This window comes from Pseudomonas sp. PDM28 (assembly GCF_019219115.1).
In the GTDB taxonomy this organism is placed as follows: domain Bacteria; phylum Pseudomonadota; class Gammaproteobacteria; order Pseudomonadales; family Pseudomonadaceae; genus Aquipseudomonas; species Aquipseudomonas laurylsulfatiphila.
This window is the reverse complement of the sequence record NZ_JAHUWG010000011.1, coordinates 126,925-143,389: the sequence shown is the minus strand read 5'-3', so window position 1 is coordinate 143,389 and position 16,465 is coordinate 126,925. Positions and strand designations below refer to the sequence as shown.

The window sequence follows — 16,465 nt, the reverse complement described above, 5'->3', positions numbered from 1 at the left end:
TAAAGACTCGTAGGAAATGGCGACGCGTCCTCACCCGATGCTGTAGTCAGCTGCGGATTTGGATGTAGGCAAATTCCTGCTTGCTCGGTAGATAAAGCAACGGCGACGTCAGAAACGTCGCCGTTGCAAAACCTTATTTGCTGACGCTGACGCCGTAGAAGGAGTTCAAGCCAAATGGGCTGATCTTGAAGTCCTGCACGTTGGCGCGCATAGGTTGGAACACCGTCGAGTGAGCGATAGGTGTCATTGGGACTGCATCTTTGAGGACGTGTTGCGCCTGCTTGTACAGTTCGGTGCGCTTGGCCTGGTCGGAAGTGCGCTTGGCTTGCTTGACGATGTCGTCGAACTTCTTGTCGCACCACTTGGAGAAGTTGTTGCCTTCCAGCGAGTCGCAGCCGAACAGCACGTTCAGCCAGTTGTCCGGATCACCATTGTCACCGCTCCAGCCAATCAGCATCGCCTGGTTCTCGCCACCTTTGGAGCGCTTGATGTACTCGCCCCACTCGTAGCTCTGGATCTTGACCTTGAGGCCGATCTTGGACCAGTCGGACTGCAGCATTTCTGCCATCAGTTTGGCGTTCGGGTTGTATGGACGCTGTACCGGCATCGCCCAGAGCACGATTTCGGTGCCATCTTTCACGCCAGCTTCCTTGAGCAGCTCTTTGGCTTTCTCAGGGTTGTACGGCGCATCCTTGATGGTGGTGTCGTAGGACCACTGGGTCGGCGGCATGGCGTTGACGGCCAGTTGGCCCGCGCCCTGGTACACGGAGTCGATGATCTGTTGCTTGTTGACCGCCATGTCCAATGCCTGGCGAACCTTCAGCTCGGCCAGCGGGTTGGCATCGGTTTGACCCTTGACCTTGGGCATCACGTTGTAGGCGATGTAACCCAGGTTGAAACCGGCCTGGTCAGGCAGTTTCAGGTCCTTGTCTTCTTTCAGCGCCTTCAGGTCGGCCGGACGAGGGAACAGGGTGACCTGGCACTCGTTCTTCTTCAGCTTCTGGATACGTACCGAAGGGTCGGTGGTGATGGCGAAGATCAGGTTGTCGATCTTCACGTCGTCAGGCTTCCAGTAGTCCTTGTTCCCGGTGTAGCGGATGTTGGAGTCTTTCTGGTAGCTCTTGAACACGAACGGGCCGGTGCCGACCGGTTTCTGGTTGATGTCGGCGGCCTTGCCTTCCTTGAGCAGCTGGGCAGCGTACTCGGCGGACTGGATCGAGGCGAAGCTCATGGCCATGTTCTGGATGAACGCGGCATCAACGTCCTTGAGGGTGAACTTGACAGTTTTGTCGTCGACTTTATCGATCTTGGTGATGTTGGTGTCCATCCCCATGTCGGTGAAGTACGGGAATTCGGTCGGGTACGCTTTGCGGAACGGGTCATCCTTGTTAATCATGCGATTGAAGGTGAACAGCACGTCGTCGGCGTTGAACTCACGAGTCGGCTTGAAGTACGGGGTCGTGTGGAACTTCACACCTTCACGCAGATGGAAGGTGTAGGTCAGGCCGTCATCGGAGACGTCCCAGCTGGTCGCCAGACCTGGAATGACAGCGGTGCCGCCGCGCTCGAACTGGGTGAGGCGGTTGAACATGGTTTCTGCAGAGGCGTCGAAGTCGGTTCCGGTGGTGTATTGACCTGGATCGAAACCGGCCGGGCTCCCTTCGGAGCAGAACACCAGGTTAGTCGCAGCTTGAGCGAACGGTGCACTAGCCAACAGGCTGGCGCCGACTAAAAACGGAATGACCGCTTGTTTAAGCATGGTGGCCTCATGATTTGTTGTCATTTTTGGAATTAGAGGACGACCTCGTGAGTCGTGCCTGCGGATACTTATGCAGGGGCCATACCCAATGCAAGATCCAGAGTGACTACAAGCCTTAAACGGTGGCACGAACGTACCTTAATGTCGCATTTGTATAATTCCTGACGCATTTGACCGTTTGCGCGGCGTTTTTACGGTGCAAGTGACGCACTTTTACAGTGCGCGCCTGACTCGGGTTGCTCCCGCGTGGGGCGGGGGTGTTACTTATTCATACCCCGGATTGTGGGGTGGGCATGGCGTGAATAAGAGTGGTTATTGTTGCACCGATAGTGGCCAATCGACGGCATTTCTCGGGTTGACCTATCCAGTTATAGCTCATGCCTGAAAACTGCCAAAAAAAACGGCGATCATTTTGATGATCGCCGTTTTGGTTTACGGGCTATCGATTCAAGGCATCAGCACTTCAATCGAACCATCGGCGGTCATGCCGACCTGGCTGGTGCCGGCTTCGACATCCGGTGTCACGGGGGCGGCGTCCATGGCGGCCGCTTTCATCATCATCGGCGCGCGCAGGTAAGGCTGTGGATAACCGTTGCTGTTGAGGTTCAGGTTGACGATTTTGTAGCTTTTGCCGCCGAGGGCATCGGTGGCCAGTTGGGCGCGGGCCTTGAAGGCGGCCACGGCGTCCTTGAGCAGGGCGTCTTCGCTGGCTTTACGGGTCGGGGTGGCGATGGCGAAGTCCATGCCACCCATTTTCAGGTCGGTGAGCAGTTCGCCGGTCAGCTTCGACAGCGCGGCGAAGTCCGAGCTTTCCAGGCGCAATTCGGCGCGCTCGCGCCAGCCGGTGATTTTCTGGCCCTTGGTGTCGTAGATCGGGTAGCTGTTGCGACTGCCCTGGCGCAGGGTGATGTCCTTGACCTGCTTGGCCTGGGCCAGCGCCTTGTTCATGGTGGTGCTGACGTCGGCGGCGAGTTTGGCCGGGTCGCTGTTCTGTTCTTCGGTGTAGAGCGTCACGATCATCAGATCGCGGGCCACTTCCTGACTGACTTCGGCGCGCAGGGAAATCTGGTTGTAATGCAACTCGTCGGCGGCCAGGGCCGGGAGGCTGGCGACGGTGCCGAGACTCAGGGCGAGGAGGGCGGCGCTGCGGCGGAATGTGTGCATGAAGGCTCCTTGAGAGGTGCGCAGGGGTATGGTCCGGACCTGCGTGAAACCATCAGACTCTAGCTTTTATGCTCTGGTTCGCACAGTTACAACTTCTATACAGATGCATGCGGCCTTTTGCAGGAGCGAGCTTGCTATGGCGAGGGAGCTTGTCGGACCGCCGCACCGCCCCGTTCGGCTGCGAAGCAGTCGCCGATTGCCTCACTTGGTTCAACCGATAAAATGCGGCGGCAGGTTTTAGGACTGCTTCGCAGTCCAACGGGGGCAAGCCCCCTCGCCACAGAGTTCATTGCACGCAGTTCCACGCCAATGACTGTGGCCGTTTGCCGCACTTTTGCCTGTCAGCCCCCGCGCTTGGTTATACTCCCTGCGATCCGCCTGGAGCGCTCATCAGGAGAGCTCATGCTCGCCCCCGTTCAAATCACTTCCGCCACTCGCCAGAACCTCTGGCGGCTGACATTCATCCGCACATTGGTGCTGGCCGCCCAGGCCGGTTCCGTGGGCCTGGCCTACTGGCTCGAACTGTTACCTCTGCCCTGGTTTCAACTGGCTGCGACCCTCGCCTGTTCGATGCTGCTGTGTGTGTTCACAGCGATTCGCCTGCGCACCTCGTGGCCGGTGACCGAGCTCGAATACGCCGTGCAACTGGCTTGCGACCTGTTTATCCACAGCGCATTGCTGTATTTCTCCGGTGGCTCGACCAACCCCTTCGTCTCCTATTACCTGGTGCCGTTGACCATTGCCGCCGTGACGTTGCCGTGGCGTTATTCGGTGATTCTCTCGGGGATCGCGCTGACGATGTACACACTGCTGCTGGCGCAGTTCTATCCGCTGCAAACCTTCCCCATCGCCCGGGAAAACCTGCAGGTGTACGGGATGTGGTTGAGCTTTGCCCTCGCGGCTGCAGTCATCACGTTCTTCGCCGCGCGCATGGCCGAGGAACTGCGTCGTCAGGAAGAACTGCGCGCCATTCGTCGCGAAGAAGGCTTGCGCGATCAGCAACTGTTGGCCGTCGCCACCCAGGCCGCTGGCGCCGCCCATGAACTGGGCACGCCGCTTGCGACCATGAGCGTGTTACTCAAGGAAATGCGTCAGGACCACCCTGACCCGATGTTGCAGGATGACCTGAGCGTGCTGCAGGATCAGGTCAAGCTGTGTAAAGAGACCTTGCAGCATCTGGTGCGCGCCGCAGAGGCCAATCGCCGGTTGGCGGTGGAGATGCAGGACGTCACCGACTGGCTTGATGAAGCCCTCAATCGTTGGCACCTGATGCGCCCGGAAGCCAGCTATCGCTTCCAGCGCCTCGGCCAGGGCCCGGTACCCCGTATGGCGCCGCCGCCGGACTTGACCCAGGCGTTGCTCAATCTGTTGAACAACGCTGCCGATGCCTGCCCCGAAGGACTGCAGGTGACGCTGGACTGGGATTGGGAAAACCTCACCATCAGCATCCGTGACCATGGCGCCGGTGTGCCGCTGGCTATCGCCGAGCAAATCGGCAAGCCGTTTTTTACCACCAAGGGCAAAGGTTTCGGCCTGGGCCTGTTTTTGAGCAAGGCCAGCGTGACACGCGCCGGCGGCTCAGTGAAACTCTACAGTCATGAGGAAGGCGGCACGCTCACCGAGCTGCGCCTTCCCCGTGTCGCCCGAGGAGACGAACATGAGTGAAGAGATCCAAGTCGAAGGCGAAGAACTGCCGCATTTGTTGCTGGTCGATGACGACGCCACATTCACCCGCGTCATGGCCCGCGCCATGGCCCGCCGCGGTTTTCGCGTCAGCACCGCCGGTTCCGCCGAAGAAGGCCTGGAACTGGCCAAGGCCGATCTGCCGGATTACGCCGCCCTGGACCTGAAAATGGACGGCGATTCGGGCCTGGTGCTGCTGCCCAAGTTGCTGGAAATGGACCCGGAAATGCGCGTGGTGATCCTCACCGGTTATTCGAGCATTGCCACCGCTGTCGAGGCGATCAAGCGCGGTGCCTGCAACTACCTGTGCAAACCGGCTGACGCCGACGACGTGCTGGCGGCGCTGCTGTCCGAACACGCCGACCTCGACAGCCTGGTGCCGGAGAACCCGATGTCCGTGGACCGCCTGCAGTGGGAGCACATCCAGCGCGTGCTGACCGAGCACGAAGGCAACATCTCCGCCACTGCCCGCGCCCTGGGCATGCACCGCCGCACCCTGCAGCGCAAACTGCAGAAGCGCCCCGTTCGCCGCTGAACCTGCGCTGAACGAATGCGGGCCGTATCTCGCGACAAACCGGACCGATCATCTATGATCGGTTCGTGCGTGTTCTTTTCTTTATCGAGCCTTATCCATGAATCAGAACGCTGAGTATTCCGCGGTCAACGACGCCGTGCGCGGGCAGTTTTTTCGCAAAGTGTGGGCAATGATCACGCCTTACTGGCGCAGTGAAGAGAAGGTCAAGGCCTGGACACTGCTGATCGCGGTGATTGCGCTGTCGCTGATCAGCGTGGGGATCTCGGTGTGGTTCAACACCTGGTACAAGGACTTCTACAACGCCCTGCAAAAGAAGGACGAGGCAGCGTTCTGGCAACTGATCCTGTATTTCTGTGCGATTGCGGCGGTGGCGATCGTCGGCGCGGTGTATCGGCTCTACCTGACGCAGATGTTGACGATCCGCTGGCGGGCGTGGCTCACCGAAAAGCATTTCAGCCGTTGGCTGGCGGACAAAAACTACTACCAGCTGGAGCAGGGCGGTTACACCGATAACCCGGACCAGCGGATTTCCGAAGACCTCAACAACTTCACCTCCAACACCCTTGAACTGGGTATCGGGCTGCTGCGCAATATCGTCAGCCTGGTGTCGTTCTCGATCATTCTGTGGGGCGTGTCGGGCAGTATCGAAGTGTTCGGCGTCACCATTCCCGGCTACATGTTCTGGTGCGTGCTGGTCTACGCCGTGGTGGGCAGTTGGCTGACGCATTTGATCGGTCGTCGCCTGATCGGTCTGAACAACCAACAACAACGCTTCGAAGCCGACCTGCGTTTCTCCATGGTGCGGATTCGCGAGAATGCCGAAAGTATTGCGTTGTACAACGGCGAACCGAACGAAAATCGTCGGTTGAGCAGTCGCTTCGGGATGGTCTGGCATAACTTCTGGGACATCATGAAGGTGTCCAAGCGCCTGACGTTTTTCACCGCCGGTTACAGCCAGGCAGCCATCATCTTCCCGTTCATCGTTGCCTCGCCGCGTTACCTCTCAGGCAAGATCGAACTGGGCGAACTGATGCAGATCAGCTCGGCGTTCGGCAATGTGCAGGAAAGCTTCAGCTGGTTCATCAGCGCCTACCAGAGCCTCGCTTCCTGGCGCGCCACCTGCGATCGTCTACTGAGCTTCCACCAGGCCATGCGTGACAACGAAGAGCGTGCGCCCGCCATCGACGTGCAGAATTCGGGCTCCGTCCTGAAGGTGCACAACCTTGGCCTCGACCTGGCGGACGGTCGTCACCTGCTGACCAACGCCGACATGACTGTAGAGGAGGGCGAGCGTGTGATGCTCAGCGGTCGCTCCGGCAGCGGCAAGTCGACCCTGTTGCGGGCAATGGGACATCTGTGGCCGGCCGGCCACGGCAGTATTCGCCTGCCATCGGCACGTTACCTGTTCCTGCCGCAAAAACCGTACCTGCCGATTGGTACGCTGCGTGATGTCCTCAGTTATCCACAGCCCGGCGATACCTATCCGAACGAGCGCTACGTGCAGGTGCTGGAAACCTGTCGTTTGCCGCACCTGATTGCCCGTCTCGACGAAGCCAACCACTGGCAGCGCATGTTGTCTCCGGGTGAGCAGCAACGCCTGGCCTTTGCCCGTGCGCTGCTTTATGCACCTCAATGGCTGTACATGGACGAAGCGACCTCGGCGATGGACGAGGAAGACGAGGCCACGCTGTATCAGGCGCTGATCGATGAATTGCCGGGGCTGAGCATTGTCAGCGTCGGCCATCGCAGCAGCCTCAAGCGCTTCCATCCGCGGCATGTTCGTATCGAGAATGGTCATCTGGTGGACCAGGCCGTGACCGCATAAACACCTCGCTCCTACATGGGGCGGTGGTGATCGTACAACCGCGTTGCGCTATGATGCGCTTTCAGCCGCCGAACTTTTCGAGACCGACGTACACCATGGAAAACCCGATCGACACACCACGCCTCCCACGCAAGCGCCGCAGCCTCGCTCAGGAACTGGTGACGGTGCTGTCCGAGCAGATCCGCGACGGTCATCTCAAGCGTGGCGACAAGTTGCCCACCGAGTCGGCCATCATGGATGCCCATGGTGTCAGCCGCACGGTGGTGCGCGAAGCGATATCCCGTCTGCAGGCGGCCGGCCAGGTGGAAACCCGCCATGGCATCGGCACCTTCGTGCTCGACACGCCGAGCCCGAGTGGCTTTCGTATCGACCCGGCGACCGTGGTGACCTTGCGCGATGTGCTGGCGATCCTGGAGTTGCGTATCAGTCTCGAAGTGGAGTCTGCCGGGCTGGCGGCGCAACGCCGCAGTCCGGAACAACTGGCCAACATGCGCGCCGCCCTCGATGCGTTGAATGAAAGCGCCGCCCACGCCAGTGATGCCGTGGCTTCGGACTTCGCCTTCCACCTCGAAATAGCATTGTCCACAGGCAACCGTTATTTCACCGACATCATGACCCACCTGGGCACCAGCATTATCCCGCGCACACGGTTGAATTCCGCGCGCCTGGCCCATGACGACCAGCAGCACTACATGGGGCGCCTGAGCCGTGAGCACGAGGAAATCTACGACGCCATTGCCCGTCAGGATTCCGATGCGGCCCGGGCCGCCATGCGTTTGCACCTGACCAACAGTCGTGAACGGTTGCGCCATGCCCATGAAGAGGCTGAGGCGCAGCGGGGCTGAGTGTTTTGATCCAACCCTGTATTGGCTGACAGATTGCCTTCGCGAGCAAGCCCGCTCCCACATTTGAATTTCTGCGAGCTCACAATTTGTGAACGACACCGATCAAGTGTGGGAGCGGGCTTGCTCGCGAAGAGGCCGTAAGCCATCCCACAAAACCTACAGTCAGCCTCTATCCCTCACCACAATCTTCCGACAACGTATCTCCTGAGCACCTGTTTTTCGAGGTGTGATCATCCCTGTTCCCTTCCGCGTAAGCCCTTTAAAACAAGGATTTTGCATATTCGTGTCGAACAATTTCCACCCCCAGCGATGAAATGCAGTTGACGGTTGTATTTTAAGTTGTACGATGACCTACAACTTCGGCGCAGGCTGAACGGTTTTCTCACACAACGTCGCTATCCAGGGTGTTCGAATAATGAATCCACAAGAACTGAAGTCCATCCTCTCTTCCGGTCTGCTGTCTTTCCCGGTCACCGATTTCAATGCTCAGGGCGACTTCAATCGCGCGGGTTATATCAAGCGTCTCGAATGGCTGGCCCCATACGGCGCCTCGGCGCTGTTCGCCGCGGGCGGCACCGGTGAGTTCTTCTCTCTGGCGGCCAGCGAATATTCGGAAATCATCAAGACGGCGGTCGACACGTGCGCCACCAGCGTGCCAATCCTGGCCGGCGTGGGCGGTTCGACCCGCCAGGCCATCGAATACGCACAGGAAGCCGAGCGTCTGGGTGCCAAGGGCCTGTTGCTGCTGCCGCACTACCTGACTGAAGCCAGCCAGGACGGCGTTGCCGCCCACGTTGAAGCCGTGTGCAAATCGGTCAACATCGGCGTGGTGGTCTACAACCGTAACGTCTGCCGCCTGACCGCGCCGCTGCTGGAACGTCTGGCCGAGCGCTGCCCGAACCTGATCGGCTACAAGGATGGCCTGGGTGATATCGAGTTGATGGTGTCGATCCGTCGTCGCCTCGGTGATCGCTTCAGCTACCTGGGTGGCTTGCCGACCGCCGAAGTCTACGCCGCGGCCTACAAGGCACTGGGCGTGCCGGTCTACTCCTCGGCGGTGTTCAACTTCATCCCGAAAACCGCGATGGACTTCTACCACGCGATCGCTCGCGAAGATCACGCCACCGTCGGCAAGATCATCGACGACTTCTTCCTGCCGTACCTGGACATCCGTAACCGCAAGGCCGGTTATGCCGTGAGCATCGTCAAGGCCGGGGCAAAAATTGCCGGCTACGACGCCGGTCCCGTGCGTGCACCGCTGACCGATCTGACCGGCGAAGAGTACGAAATGCTCGCCGCGCTGATCGACAAGCAGGGCGCGCAGTAACACTCGATAAACCAGGGCCGCTGAGCAATCAGCGGCTTTTTGCGTGAGGAGAACATCTCGTGGCAGATGCAAAGCGTTTCGATAACTACATCAATGGCGAATGGGTCGCGGCCAGCGATTACTCGACCAACATCAACCCGTCCGAGTTGAGCGACGCCATCGGCGATTACGCCAAGGCTGACCTGGCCCAGGTCAACGCCGCCATCGACGCCGCCCGTGCCGCGTTCCCGGCGTGGTCCATTTCCGGCATCCAGGCGCGCCACGATTCCCTGGATAAAGTCGGCACTGAAATCCTCGCCCGTCGCGAAGAACTCGGCACCCTGCTGGCCCGGGAAGAGGGCAAGACCCTGCCCGAAGCCATCGGTGAAGTGACCCGCGCCGGCAACATTTTCAAGTTCTTCGCCGGCGAGTGCTTGCGTCTGTCCGGCGACTACCTGCCGTCGGTACGTCCGGGCGTCAACGTTGAAGTCACTCGCGAAGCCTTGGGCGTGGTCGGTCTGATCACCCCGTGGAACTTCCCGATCGCGATCCCATCCTGGAAAATCGCCCCGGCCCTGGCCTACGGTAACTGCGTCGTGCTCAAACCGGCGGATCTGGTACCGGGTTGCGCCTGGGCCCTGGCGGAAATCATCTCCCGCGCCGGTTTCCCGGCCGGCGTGTTCAACCTGGTGATGGGCAGCGGTCGAGTAGTCGGCGAAGCGCTGGTCAACAGCCCGAAAGTCGATGGCATCAGCTTCACCGGTTCGGTGGGCGTGGGTCGTCAAATCGCTGTGAACTGCGTGTCGCGTCAGGCCAAGGTCCAACTGGAAATGGGTGGCAAGAACCCGCAGATCATTCTCGACGATGCCGACCTCAAACAAGCGGTCGAGCTCTCGGTACAGAGCGCGTTCTACTCCACCGGCCAGCGTTGCACCGCATCCAGCCGCTTCATCGTCACCGCCGGCATCCACGACAAGTTCGTCGAAGCCATGGCCGAGCGCATGAAGTCGATCAAGGTCGGCCATGCGTTGAAGGCTGGCACCGATATCGGTCCGGTGGTCTCGCAAGCGCAACTTGAACAGGACATGAAGTACATCGACATCGGCCAGTCCGAAGGTGCACGTCTGGTCAGCGGGGGTGGTCTGGTGACCTGCGACACCGAGGGCTACTTCCTCGCGCCGACCCTGTTTGCCGACAGCGAAGCGTCGATGCGCATCAGCCGCGAAGAGATCTTCGGCCCGGTGGCCAACATCGTCCGCGTCGCCGATTACGAAGCCGCGCTGGCCATGGCCAACGACACCGAGTTCGGGCTGTCGGCGGGTATTGCCACTACCTCGCTGAAATACGCCAACCACTTCAAGCGCCACTCCCAGGCCGGGATGGTGATGGTCAACCTGCCGACCGCCGGTGTGGATTACCACGTTCCGTTCGGTGGGCGTAAAGGTTCATCCTATGGATCACGTGAGCAAGGTCGCTATGCGCAAGAGTTCTACACGGTCGTGAAAACCAGCTACATCGGTTCGTAAACGCAACACCCTGTAGGAGCTGCCGAAGGCTGCGATCTTTTGATCCTGATTTTCGGCGGCCTCGAAGACGCCAAAGATCAAAAGATCGCAGCCTGCGGCAGCTCCTACAGGACACAAGATTCACCCGCGCATAAAAATAATCAGTGGGAGTACATCTACATGCAATCGACCAAGCCGACTCACGTCCGCTATCTGATCCTGCTCATGCTGTTTCTGGTGACCACGATCAACTACGCTGACCGGGCTACCATCGCAATCGCCGGCTCGAGCCTGCAAAAAGACCTCGGCATCGACGCGGTCACCCTCGGTTATATCTTCTCCGCATTCGGTTGGGCCTACGTGGCCGGGCAAATCCCCGGTGGCTGGTTGCTGGACCGTTTCGGTTCGAAAAAAATCTATGCACTGAGCATCTTCACCTGGTCGCTGTTCACCGTGCTGCAGGGCTATGTCGGCGAGTTCGGCATGTCCACGGCGGTGGTTGCGCTGTTCATGCTGCGCTTTTTGGTCGGCCTGGCCGAAGCGCCATCTTTCCCCGGCAACGCGCGCATCGTCGCGGCCTGGTTTCCGACCGCTGAACGCGGCACCGCTTCGGCGATCTTCAACTCGGCGCAATACTTTGCCACCGTGTTGTTCGCACCGCTGATGGGCTGGATCGTCTACAGCTTCGGCTGGCAGCACGTGTTCATCGTCATGGGCGTGATTGGCATCATCTTCTCCGGGATCTGGCTGAAAGTGATCTACAGCCCGCGCCAGCATCCGATGATCAATGACGCCGAGTTCAAGCACATCGCCGACAACGGCGGCATGGTCGACATGGACCAGGACAAGGGCAAAGGCAAGAAGACCGACGGCCCGAAGTGGGACTACATCCGTCAGTTGCTGACCAATCGCATGATGCTCGGCGTGTACCTGGGCCAGTACTGCATCAACGGCATCACTTACTTCTTCCTGACCTGGTTCCCGGTGTACCTGGTGCAGGAGCGTGGCATGACCATCCTCAAGGCCGGTTTCATCGCGTCCTTGCCGGCGATCTGCGGCTTCATTGGTGGCGTGCTCGGCGGAGTGATCTCCGATTACCTGCTGCGCAAGGGCCATTCCCTGACCTTCGCCCGCAAGGCGCCGATCATTGCCGGCCTGCTGGTTTCCAGCAGCATCGTGGCGTGCAACTACGTCGACGTAGAATGGATGGTCGTCGGCTTCATGGCCCTGGCGTTCTTCGGCAAAGGCGTTGGCGCACTGGGCTGGGCCGTGGTGTCCGATACTTCGCCCAAGCAGATCGCCGGTCTGAGCGGTGGCCTGTTCAACACCTTCGGTAACCTGGCTTCGATTACCACTCCGATCGTCATCGGCTACATCATCAGCTCCACCGGTTCATTCAAGTGGGCGCTGGTGTTCGTTGGTTGCAACGCGCTGGTCGCGGTGTTCAGCTACCTGGTAATCGTAGGCCCGATCAAGCGTGTGGTGCTCAAAGAGCCTCCTGCGAATGGTACTGAAGCCCCTGGCAAATTGTCTCAAGCGCATTCCTGAGGAGCGGCGTCATGCAGTTGATTGAACATTCCGATTCGCCGCGCTACATCCGCCTGCACGAGCGGGATAACGTAGTGATCGTGGTCAACGATCAGGGCGTACCGGCCGGTACCGAATTTGCGGACGGCCTGGTCACCGTGGACTTCGTGCCACAGAGCCACAAGGTCACCCTGGAAGACATTCCCGAGGGCGGCCAGGTGATTCGTTACGGCCAGGTCATTGGCTACGCCTTGCAGCCGATTCCTCGCGGTAGCTGGGTCAAGGAAGATCAACTGCGCATGCCGACCGCGCCACCGCTGGACAGCCTGCCGCTGTCCACCGACGTGCCCGCCGCGCAAGCACCGCTGGAAGGCTTCACCTTCGAGGGTTATCGCAACGCCGACGGCACCGTCGGCACGCGCAACATTCTTGGCATCACCACCACCGTGCAATGTGTGACAGGGGTGTTGGACCATGCGGTCAAACGCATCAAGGCCGAGTTGCTGCCCAAGTACCCGCACGTCGATGACGTGGTCGCCCTGACCCACAGCTATGGCTGCGGCGTGGCGATCACCGCCACCGACGCGTACATCCCGATTCGCACGGTACGCAACCTGGCGCGCAACCCGAACCTGGGCGGAGAGGCGCTGGTGATCAGCCTGGGCTGCGAGAAATTGCAGGCCGGGCAAGTGATGCACGAGAACGACAGTTCGGTGGATTTGAGCGAGCCATGGCTGTACCGCTTGCAGGACTCCAGCCACGGCTTCACCGAGATGATCGAGCAGATCATGGAACTGGCCGAAACCCGTTTGAAGAAGCTCGATCAACGTCGCCGGGAAACCGTGCCGGCGTCCGAGCTGATTCTCGGCATGCAGTGTGGCGGCAGTGATGCGTTCTCCGGCATCACCGCCAACCCGGCGCTCGGTTATGCCTCGGACCTGTTGCTGCGGGCCGGTGCGACGGTGATGTTTTCCGAAGTCACCGAAGTGCGCGATGCCATCTATCTGCTCACCTCTCGCGCGGAAAACCAGGACGTCGCCCAGGAGCTGGTGCGGGAAATGGACTGGTACGACCGTTACCTGGCCAAGGGCGAAGCGGACCGCAGCGCCAACACCACGCCGGGCAACAAGAAGGGCGGACTGTCGAACATTGTCGAGAAGTCCCTGGGCTCGATCGTCAAGTCCGGCAGCAGCGCGATCAACGGCGTGCTCGGCCCTGGCGAGCGTTTCAAGCGCAAGGGCCTGATCTTCTGCGCGACCCCGGCCAGCGACTTTGTCTGCGGGACGCTGCAACTGGCGGCGGGGATGAACCTGCACGTGTTCACCACTGGTCGCGGCACGCCTTACGGGCTGGCCATGGCACCGGTGGTGAAGGTGTCGACCCGGACCGAATTGGCGCAACGCTGGCCGGACCTGATCGACATCGACGCCGGGCGCATTGCCACCGGCCGCGCTTCCATTGAAGATCTCGGCTGGGAGTTGTTCCACTACTATCTGGACGTGGCCAGCGGCAAGAAGCAGACGTGGGCGGAGCAGCACAAGCTGCATAACGACATCACCTTGTTCAACCCGGCGCCGATCACGTAAGACCGCGTTATCGTTCTTCGCGAGCAAGCCCGCTCCCACAAGGATTGCGCTCAACCTGTGGGAGCGGGCTTGCTCGCGAAGGCGGTCGACCAGACACCGAAGGACTTGGTGGCTTATCATTAGCCTCCTAACGACGCCCACCCCAAGGTCCTCTCCGGCATGCTGGCAATATTCCTCGAAACCCTGAACATCACCGCGCCGGTATTCGCCATGCTGTTTCTGGGTGTGCTGCTCAAGCGCATCGACTGGATCAACGACAACTTCATCCACACGGCGTCGTCCCTGGTGTTCAACGTCACCATGCCGGCGCTGCTGTTTCTGGGCATCCTGCATGCCGACCTGCACGCGGCGTTGCAGCCGGCGCTGCTGATCTATTTCTCCCTCGCGACCCTGGTGGGCTTTGCCATTGCCTGGGGCTGGGCGATCTGGAGGTGTCCGCGGGAAGATCGAGGGATCTACACCCAAGGCGCCTTTCGCGGTAACAACGGGGTGATCGGCCTGGCGCTGGCGGCCAGCATGTACGGCGACTACGGGATTTCCCTCGGGGCGATCCTCGCGGCGCTGGTGATCCTGTTCTACAACACGCTATCTACCATTGTCCTGGCGGTGTACAGCCCGGTGATCAAGTCCGACCCGTGGAGCATCTGCAAAAGCGTGTTCAGCAATCCGCTGATCCTCAGCGTGATGGCGGCGGCGCCCTTCGCCTATTTCAAGATCGGCTTGCCGGGGTGGATGGAGACCTCCGGTCAGTATCTGGCACAAACCACCTTGCCATTGGCGCTGATCTGCATCGGCGGCACCTTGTCCATGGCGGCGCTGCGTAAAAGCGGCAACATGGCGCTGAGTTCAAGCCTGGTGAAGATGATCGGCTTGCCGGTACTGGCGACGCTGGGTGCGTGGTTATGGGGTTTTCGCGGCGCGGAATTGGGGATTCTGTTTCTGTACTTCGGCAGCCCGACCGCCGCTGCCAGTTTTGTGATGGCGCGAGCGGCCGAGGGCAATCATGAACTGGCGGCGGCGATTATCGTGATCACCACGCTGATGGCGGCGGTCACCACCAATGTGGGGATCTTCTTTTTGCAGTGGGGTGGGTGGATTTAGCGCCCTTGTTCATCTGCGAGGGTTTTGCACACCGGTTCGATCACCGGAGGTGCCTGGGTCGGATAGTGCGTGGGCATGACCTGCACCGGGGTTGTCACGACGAAGCCATCGGCAAAGGTCGTTTCGACAAAGGTCGCTTTCCAGCCAATTTCCGGTGATTCGATCTGCATGTCGGCGTTGAGCGGGTCCGTGAGCTTTACGTCTTCGGGCACATATTGGATGCCGCAGGGGTGACGAAAGTCCCGCGCGACCGGATTTATCGCGGTCCACTGAACCACTCGCACCGGTGCTTCGGAAAAGTGCAGCCCCACCTTTTGTGTTGAAACGTGCGGGTTGGCGCGCATGGAAATGACCGGCAAAGGCTTGTCCTGTTGCCAGCGATTGATCACCGGTATCAGCGAGTTCTCGACGAACCGGTTGATGCCGTAGTGGCTCGCATTGGGAGCGACTCGCAAGGCTTTCGGGACGGGTAGCTGATCGAAGAAAAACTGTGAATTGTCTGGCAGGAAGAAGTCGTCGCTGCTGGCGTTGACGATGTATTTCGGGATTGCCAGGCGATCGGCATAGCGGGTCTGCAGGTAGCTGAGCGGATCTTCGATTTTCATCAATCGGGCGAAATTTTCAGTCTTGATCTGTTGGGTGATGCCCTCGTGATGGTAGTCAAAGAACGCCAGTGGCCAGTTCTTGCCATAGCTTTGATAGGTATGCTCAAGCACGTTATCCATGCCCAGCACGTCGATGACAAATGGCACGATGGCTGTGATCCGGTCATCGGCGATGGCTGCCAGCCAGGTGGTCCAGCCACGTTTTGAGGCGCCGCTGGCGATGAAACGCTCTATCCCCCAAGGCTGCAGTTCCCTTTGCGCGAGGTCCATGGCCTTGACCATCGACACCACCATCGGCAGGCGCACCGACATGTACGGGCGCTGGAGCGGAGCGTCGAGAAAGAGCTTCCAGCTGTGGGCGACGCTGGCATCTTCCGTGCGGGCTATGCCGTCATCGGCATAGGTCAGGTACTGGTTCGGGACGTTGCTGACGGAAATGACAATCGTGCGTGTTCTGCGCGCCACTTCAAGGGCCATGGCTTCGGTAAAGTCCGTCGGTTCGTCGGCGTTGTCTGGCCCGGCGTTGGGGGTTCCGTTGTTGGCCACCAGCAGCGACTGGCCGTGCAGGGCATTGTCCGGGATATAGATGTCCACAGTGTGTTTCCACTGGATGGGGCTAACCAGTCCTTGTGGCGACCATTGTTGGGAGGACAGGTCGAAACTGCGCTTTTCCACACCGGGAAATGGCGTATTGCCTTTGACTGAGTAAACCAGTGGGTTGGCGTCTTCGGCTTTCTTGTAGCAAGCAAGTACTTCGCTGAAGTCTGGGTTGCTGGCGTCGAAACACGCTTGGGTCGAGGCCTGTATCGAACTGCTGACGAGCAGGCTGGATAACATCAATTTTGACAATGCGAACCTGGCGTTCAATCCCATGGGAACCTTCCTTGTGATACGGGGAAAGGTTCTGATCCTGAGTACAGCGAAGCTGCACCGACTGTTCCCCGGCAGGTTTTTTGTCGGCGCAGTGTGTCGAAAAGAGGCGTGCGGGAACAGGTTTGGCAGGGGGGCTTTTATTGTCGAAATA

The 16,465-nt window shown here is 59.8% G+C and carries 12 protein-coding genes; 9 read left to right on the top strand and 3 right to left on the bottom strand.

Annotation, left to right across the window (positions count from 1 at the left end; genetic code table 11):
- Window positions 1-133: 133 nt before the first annotated feature.
- Together KW841_RS24435 and KW841_RS24430 are read right to left on the bottom strand one after the other, a co-directional pair.
- The gene (locus KW841_RS24435; protein WP_007973045.1) at window positions 134-1,759 is read right to left on the bottom strand and encodes an ABC transporter substrate-binding protein; all 1,626 of its coding nucleotides are present in this window, start codon (window positions 1,757-1,759) and stop codon (window positions 134-136) included.
- A 447-nt stretch (window positions 1,760-2,206) separates the two neighbouring features.
- Window positions 2,207-2,923, bottom strand: a complete 717-nt coding sequence (locus KW841_RS24430; RefSeq protein ID WP_218480101.1) for an SIMPL domain-containing protein — start codon at window positions 2,921-2,923, stop codon at window positions 2,207-2,209.
- Window positions 2,924-3,325: 402 nt separating this feature from the next.
- On the opposite strand from KW841_RS24430, the gene KW841_RS24425 reads away from it, so the two are divergent.
- The 9 genes from KW841_RS24425 (at window position 3,326) to KW841_RS24385 (ending at window position 14,836) form a co-directional block, all read left to right on the top strand.
- Window positions 3,326-4,588, top strand: coding sequence for an ATP-binding protein (locus tag KW841_RS24425; RefSeq protein ID WP_102698840.1), 1,263 nt, complete (start codon window positions 3,326-3,328; stop codon window positions 4,586-4,588).
- Window positions 4,581-5,141, top strand: a complete 561-nt coding sequence (locus KW841_RS24420; RefSeq protein WP_007973041.1) for a response regulator transcription factor — start codon at window positions 4,581-4,583, stop codon at window positions 5,139-5,141. Before KW841_RS24425 ends, KW841_RS24420 begins: the two co-directional genes overlap by 8 nt.
- A 97-nt stretch (window positions 5,142-5,238) precedes the next feature.
- The gene (locus tag KW841_RS24415) at window positions 5,239-6,966 is read left to right on the top strand and encodes an ABC transporter ATP-binding protein/permease (protein WP_218480100.1); all 1,728 of its coding nucleotides are present in this window, start codon (window positions 5,239-5,241) and stop codon (window positions 6,964-6,966) included.
- Window positions 6,967-7,061: 95 nt separating this feature from the next.
- On the top strand, window positions 7,062-7,811 hold the full coding sequence (locus tag KW841_RS24410) for a FadR/GntR family transcriptional regulator (protein WP_015093478.1): 750 nt from the start codon (window positions 7,062-7,064) through the stop codon (window positions 7,809-7,811).
- A gap of 415 nt (window positions 7,812-8,226) precedes the next feature.
- A complete protein-coding gene (gene kdgD / locus KW841_RS24405; RefSeq protein ID WP_007976489.1) occupies window positions 8,227-9,138 on the top strand; it encodes a 5-dehydro-4-deoxyglucarate dehydratase in 912 nt (303 codons plus the stop codon).
- Between the two features lie 59 nt (window positions 9,139-9,197).
- Window positions 9,198-10,643 (top strand): aldehyde dehydrogenase family protein, encoded by a 1,446-nt coding sequence (locus tag KW841_RS24400; protein WP_218480099.1) that lies wholly within the window; start codon window positions 9,198-9,200, stop codon window positions 10,641-10,643.
- Between the two features lie 84 nt (window positions 10,644-10,727).
- Window positions 10,728-12,170: an MFS transporter gene (locus KW841_RS24395; protein WP_218480192.1), complete on the top strand. Its 1,443-nt coding sequence runs from the start codon at window positions 10,728-10,730 to the stop codon at window positions 12,168-12,170.
- A gap of 11 nt (window positions 12,171-12,181) precedes the next feature.
- Complete coding sequence (garD, locus tag KW841_RS24390) at window positions 12,182-13,735, top strand: galactarate dehydratase (RefSeq protein WP_218480098.1); 1,554 nt, start codon at window positions 12,182-12,184, stop codon at window positions 13,733-13,735.
- A 159-nt stretch (window positions 13,736-13,894) separates the two neighbouring features.
- Window positions 13,895-14,836, top strand: a complete 942-nt coding sequence (locus KW841_RS24385) for an AEC family transporter (RefSeq protein WP_218480097.1) — start codon at window positions 13,895-13,897, stop codon at window positions 14,834-14,836.
- Here the strand turns inward: KW841_RS24385 and KW841_RS24380 are convergent.
- A complete protein-coding gene (locus tag KW841_RS24380; protein ID WP_218480096.1) occupies window positions 14,833-16,314 on the bottom strand; it encodes a PhoPQ-activated pathogenicity-related family protein in 1,482 nt (493 codons plus the stop codon). The genes KW841_RS24385 and KW841_RS24380 overlap by 4 nt on opposite strands.
- Window positions 16,315-16,465 lie beyond the last annotated feature (151 nt).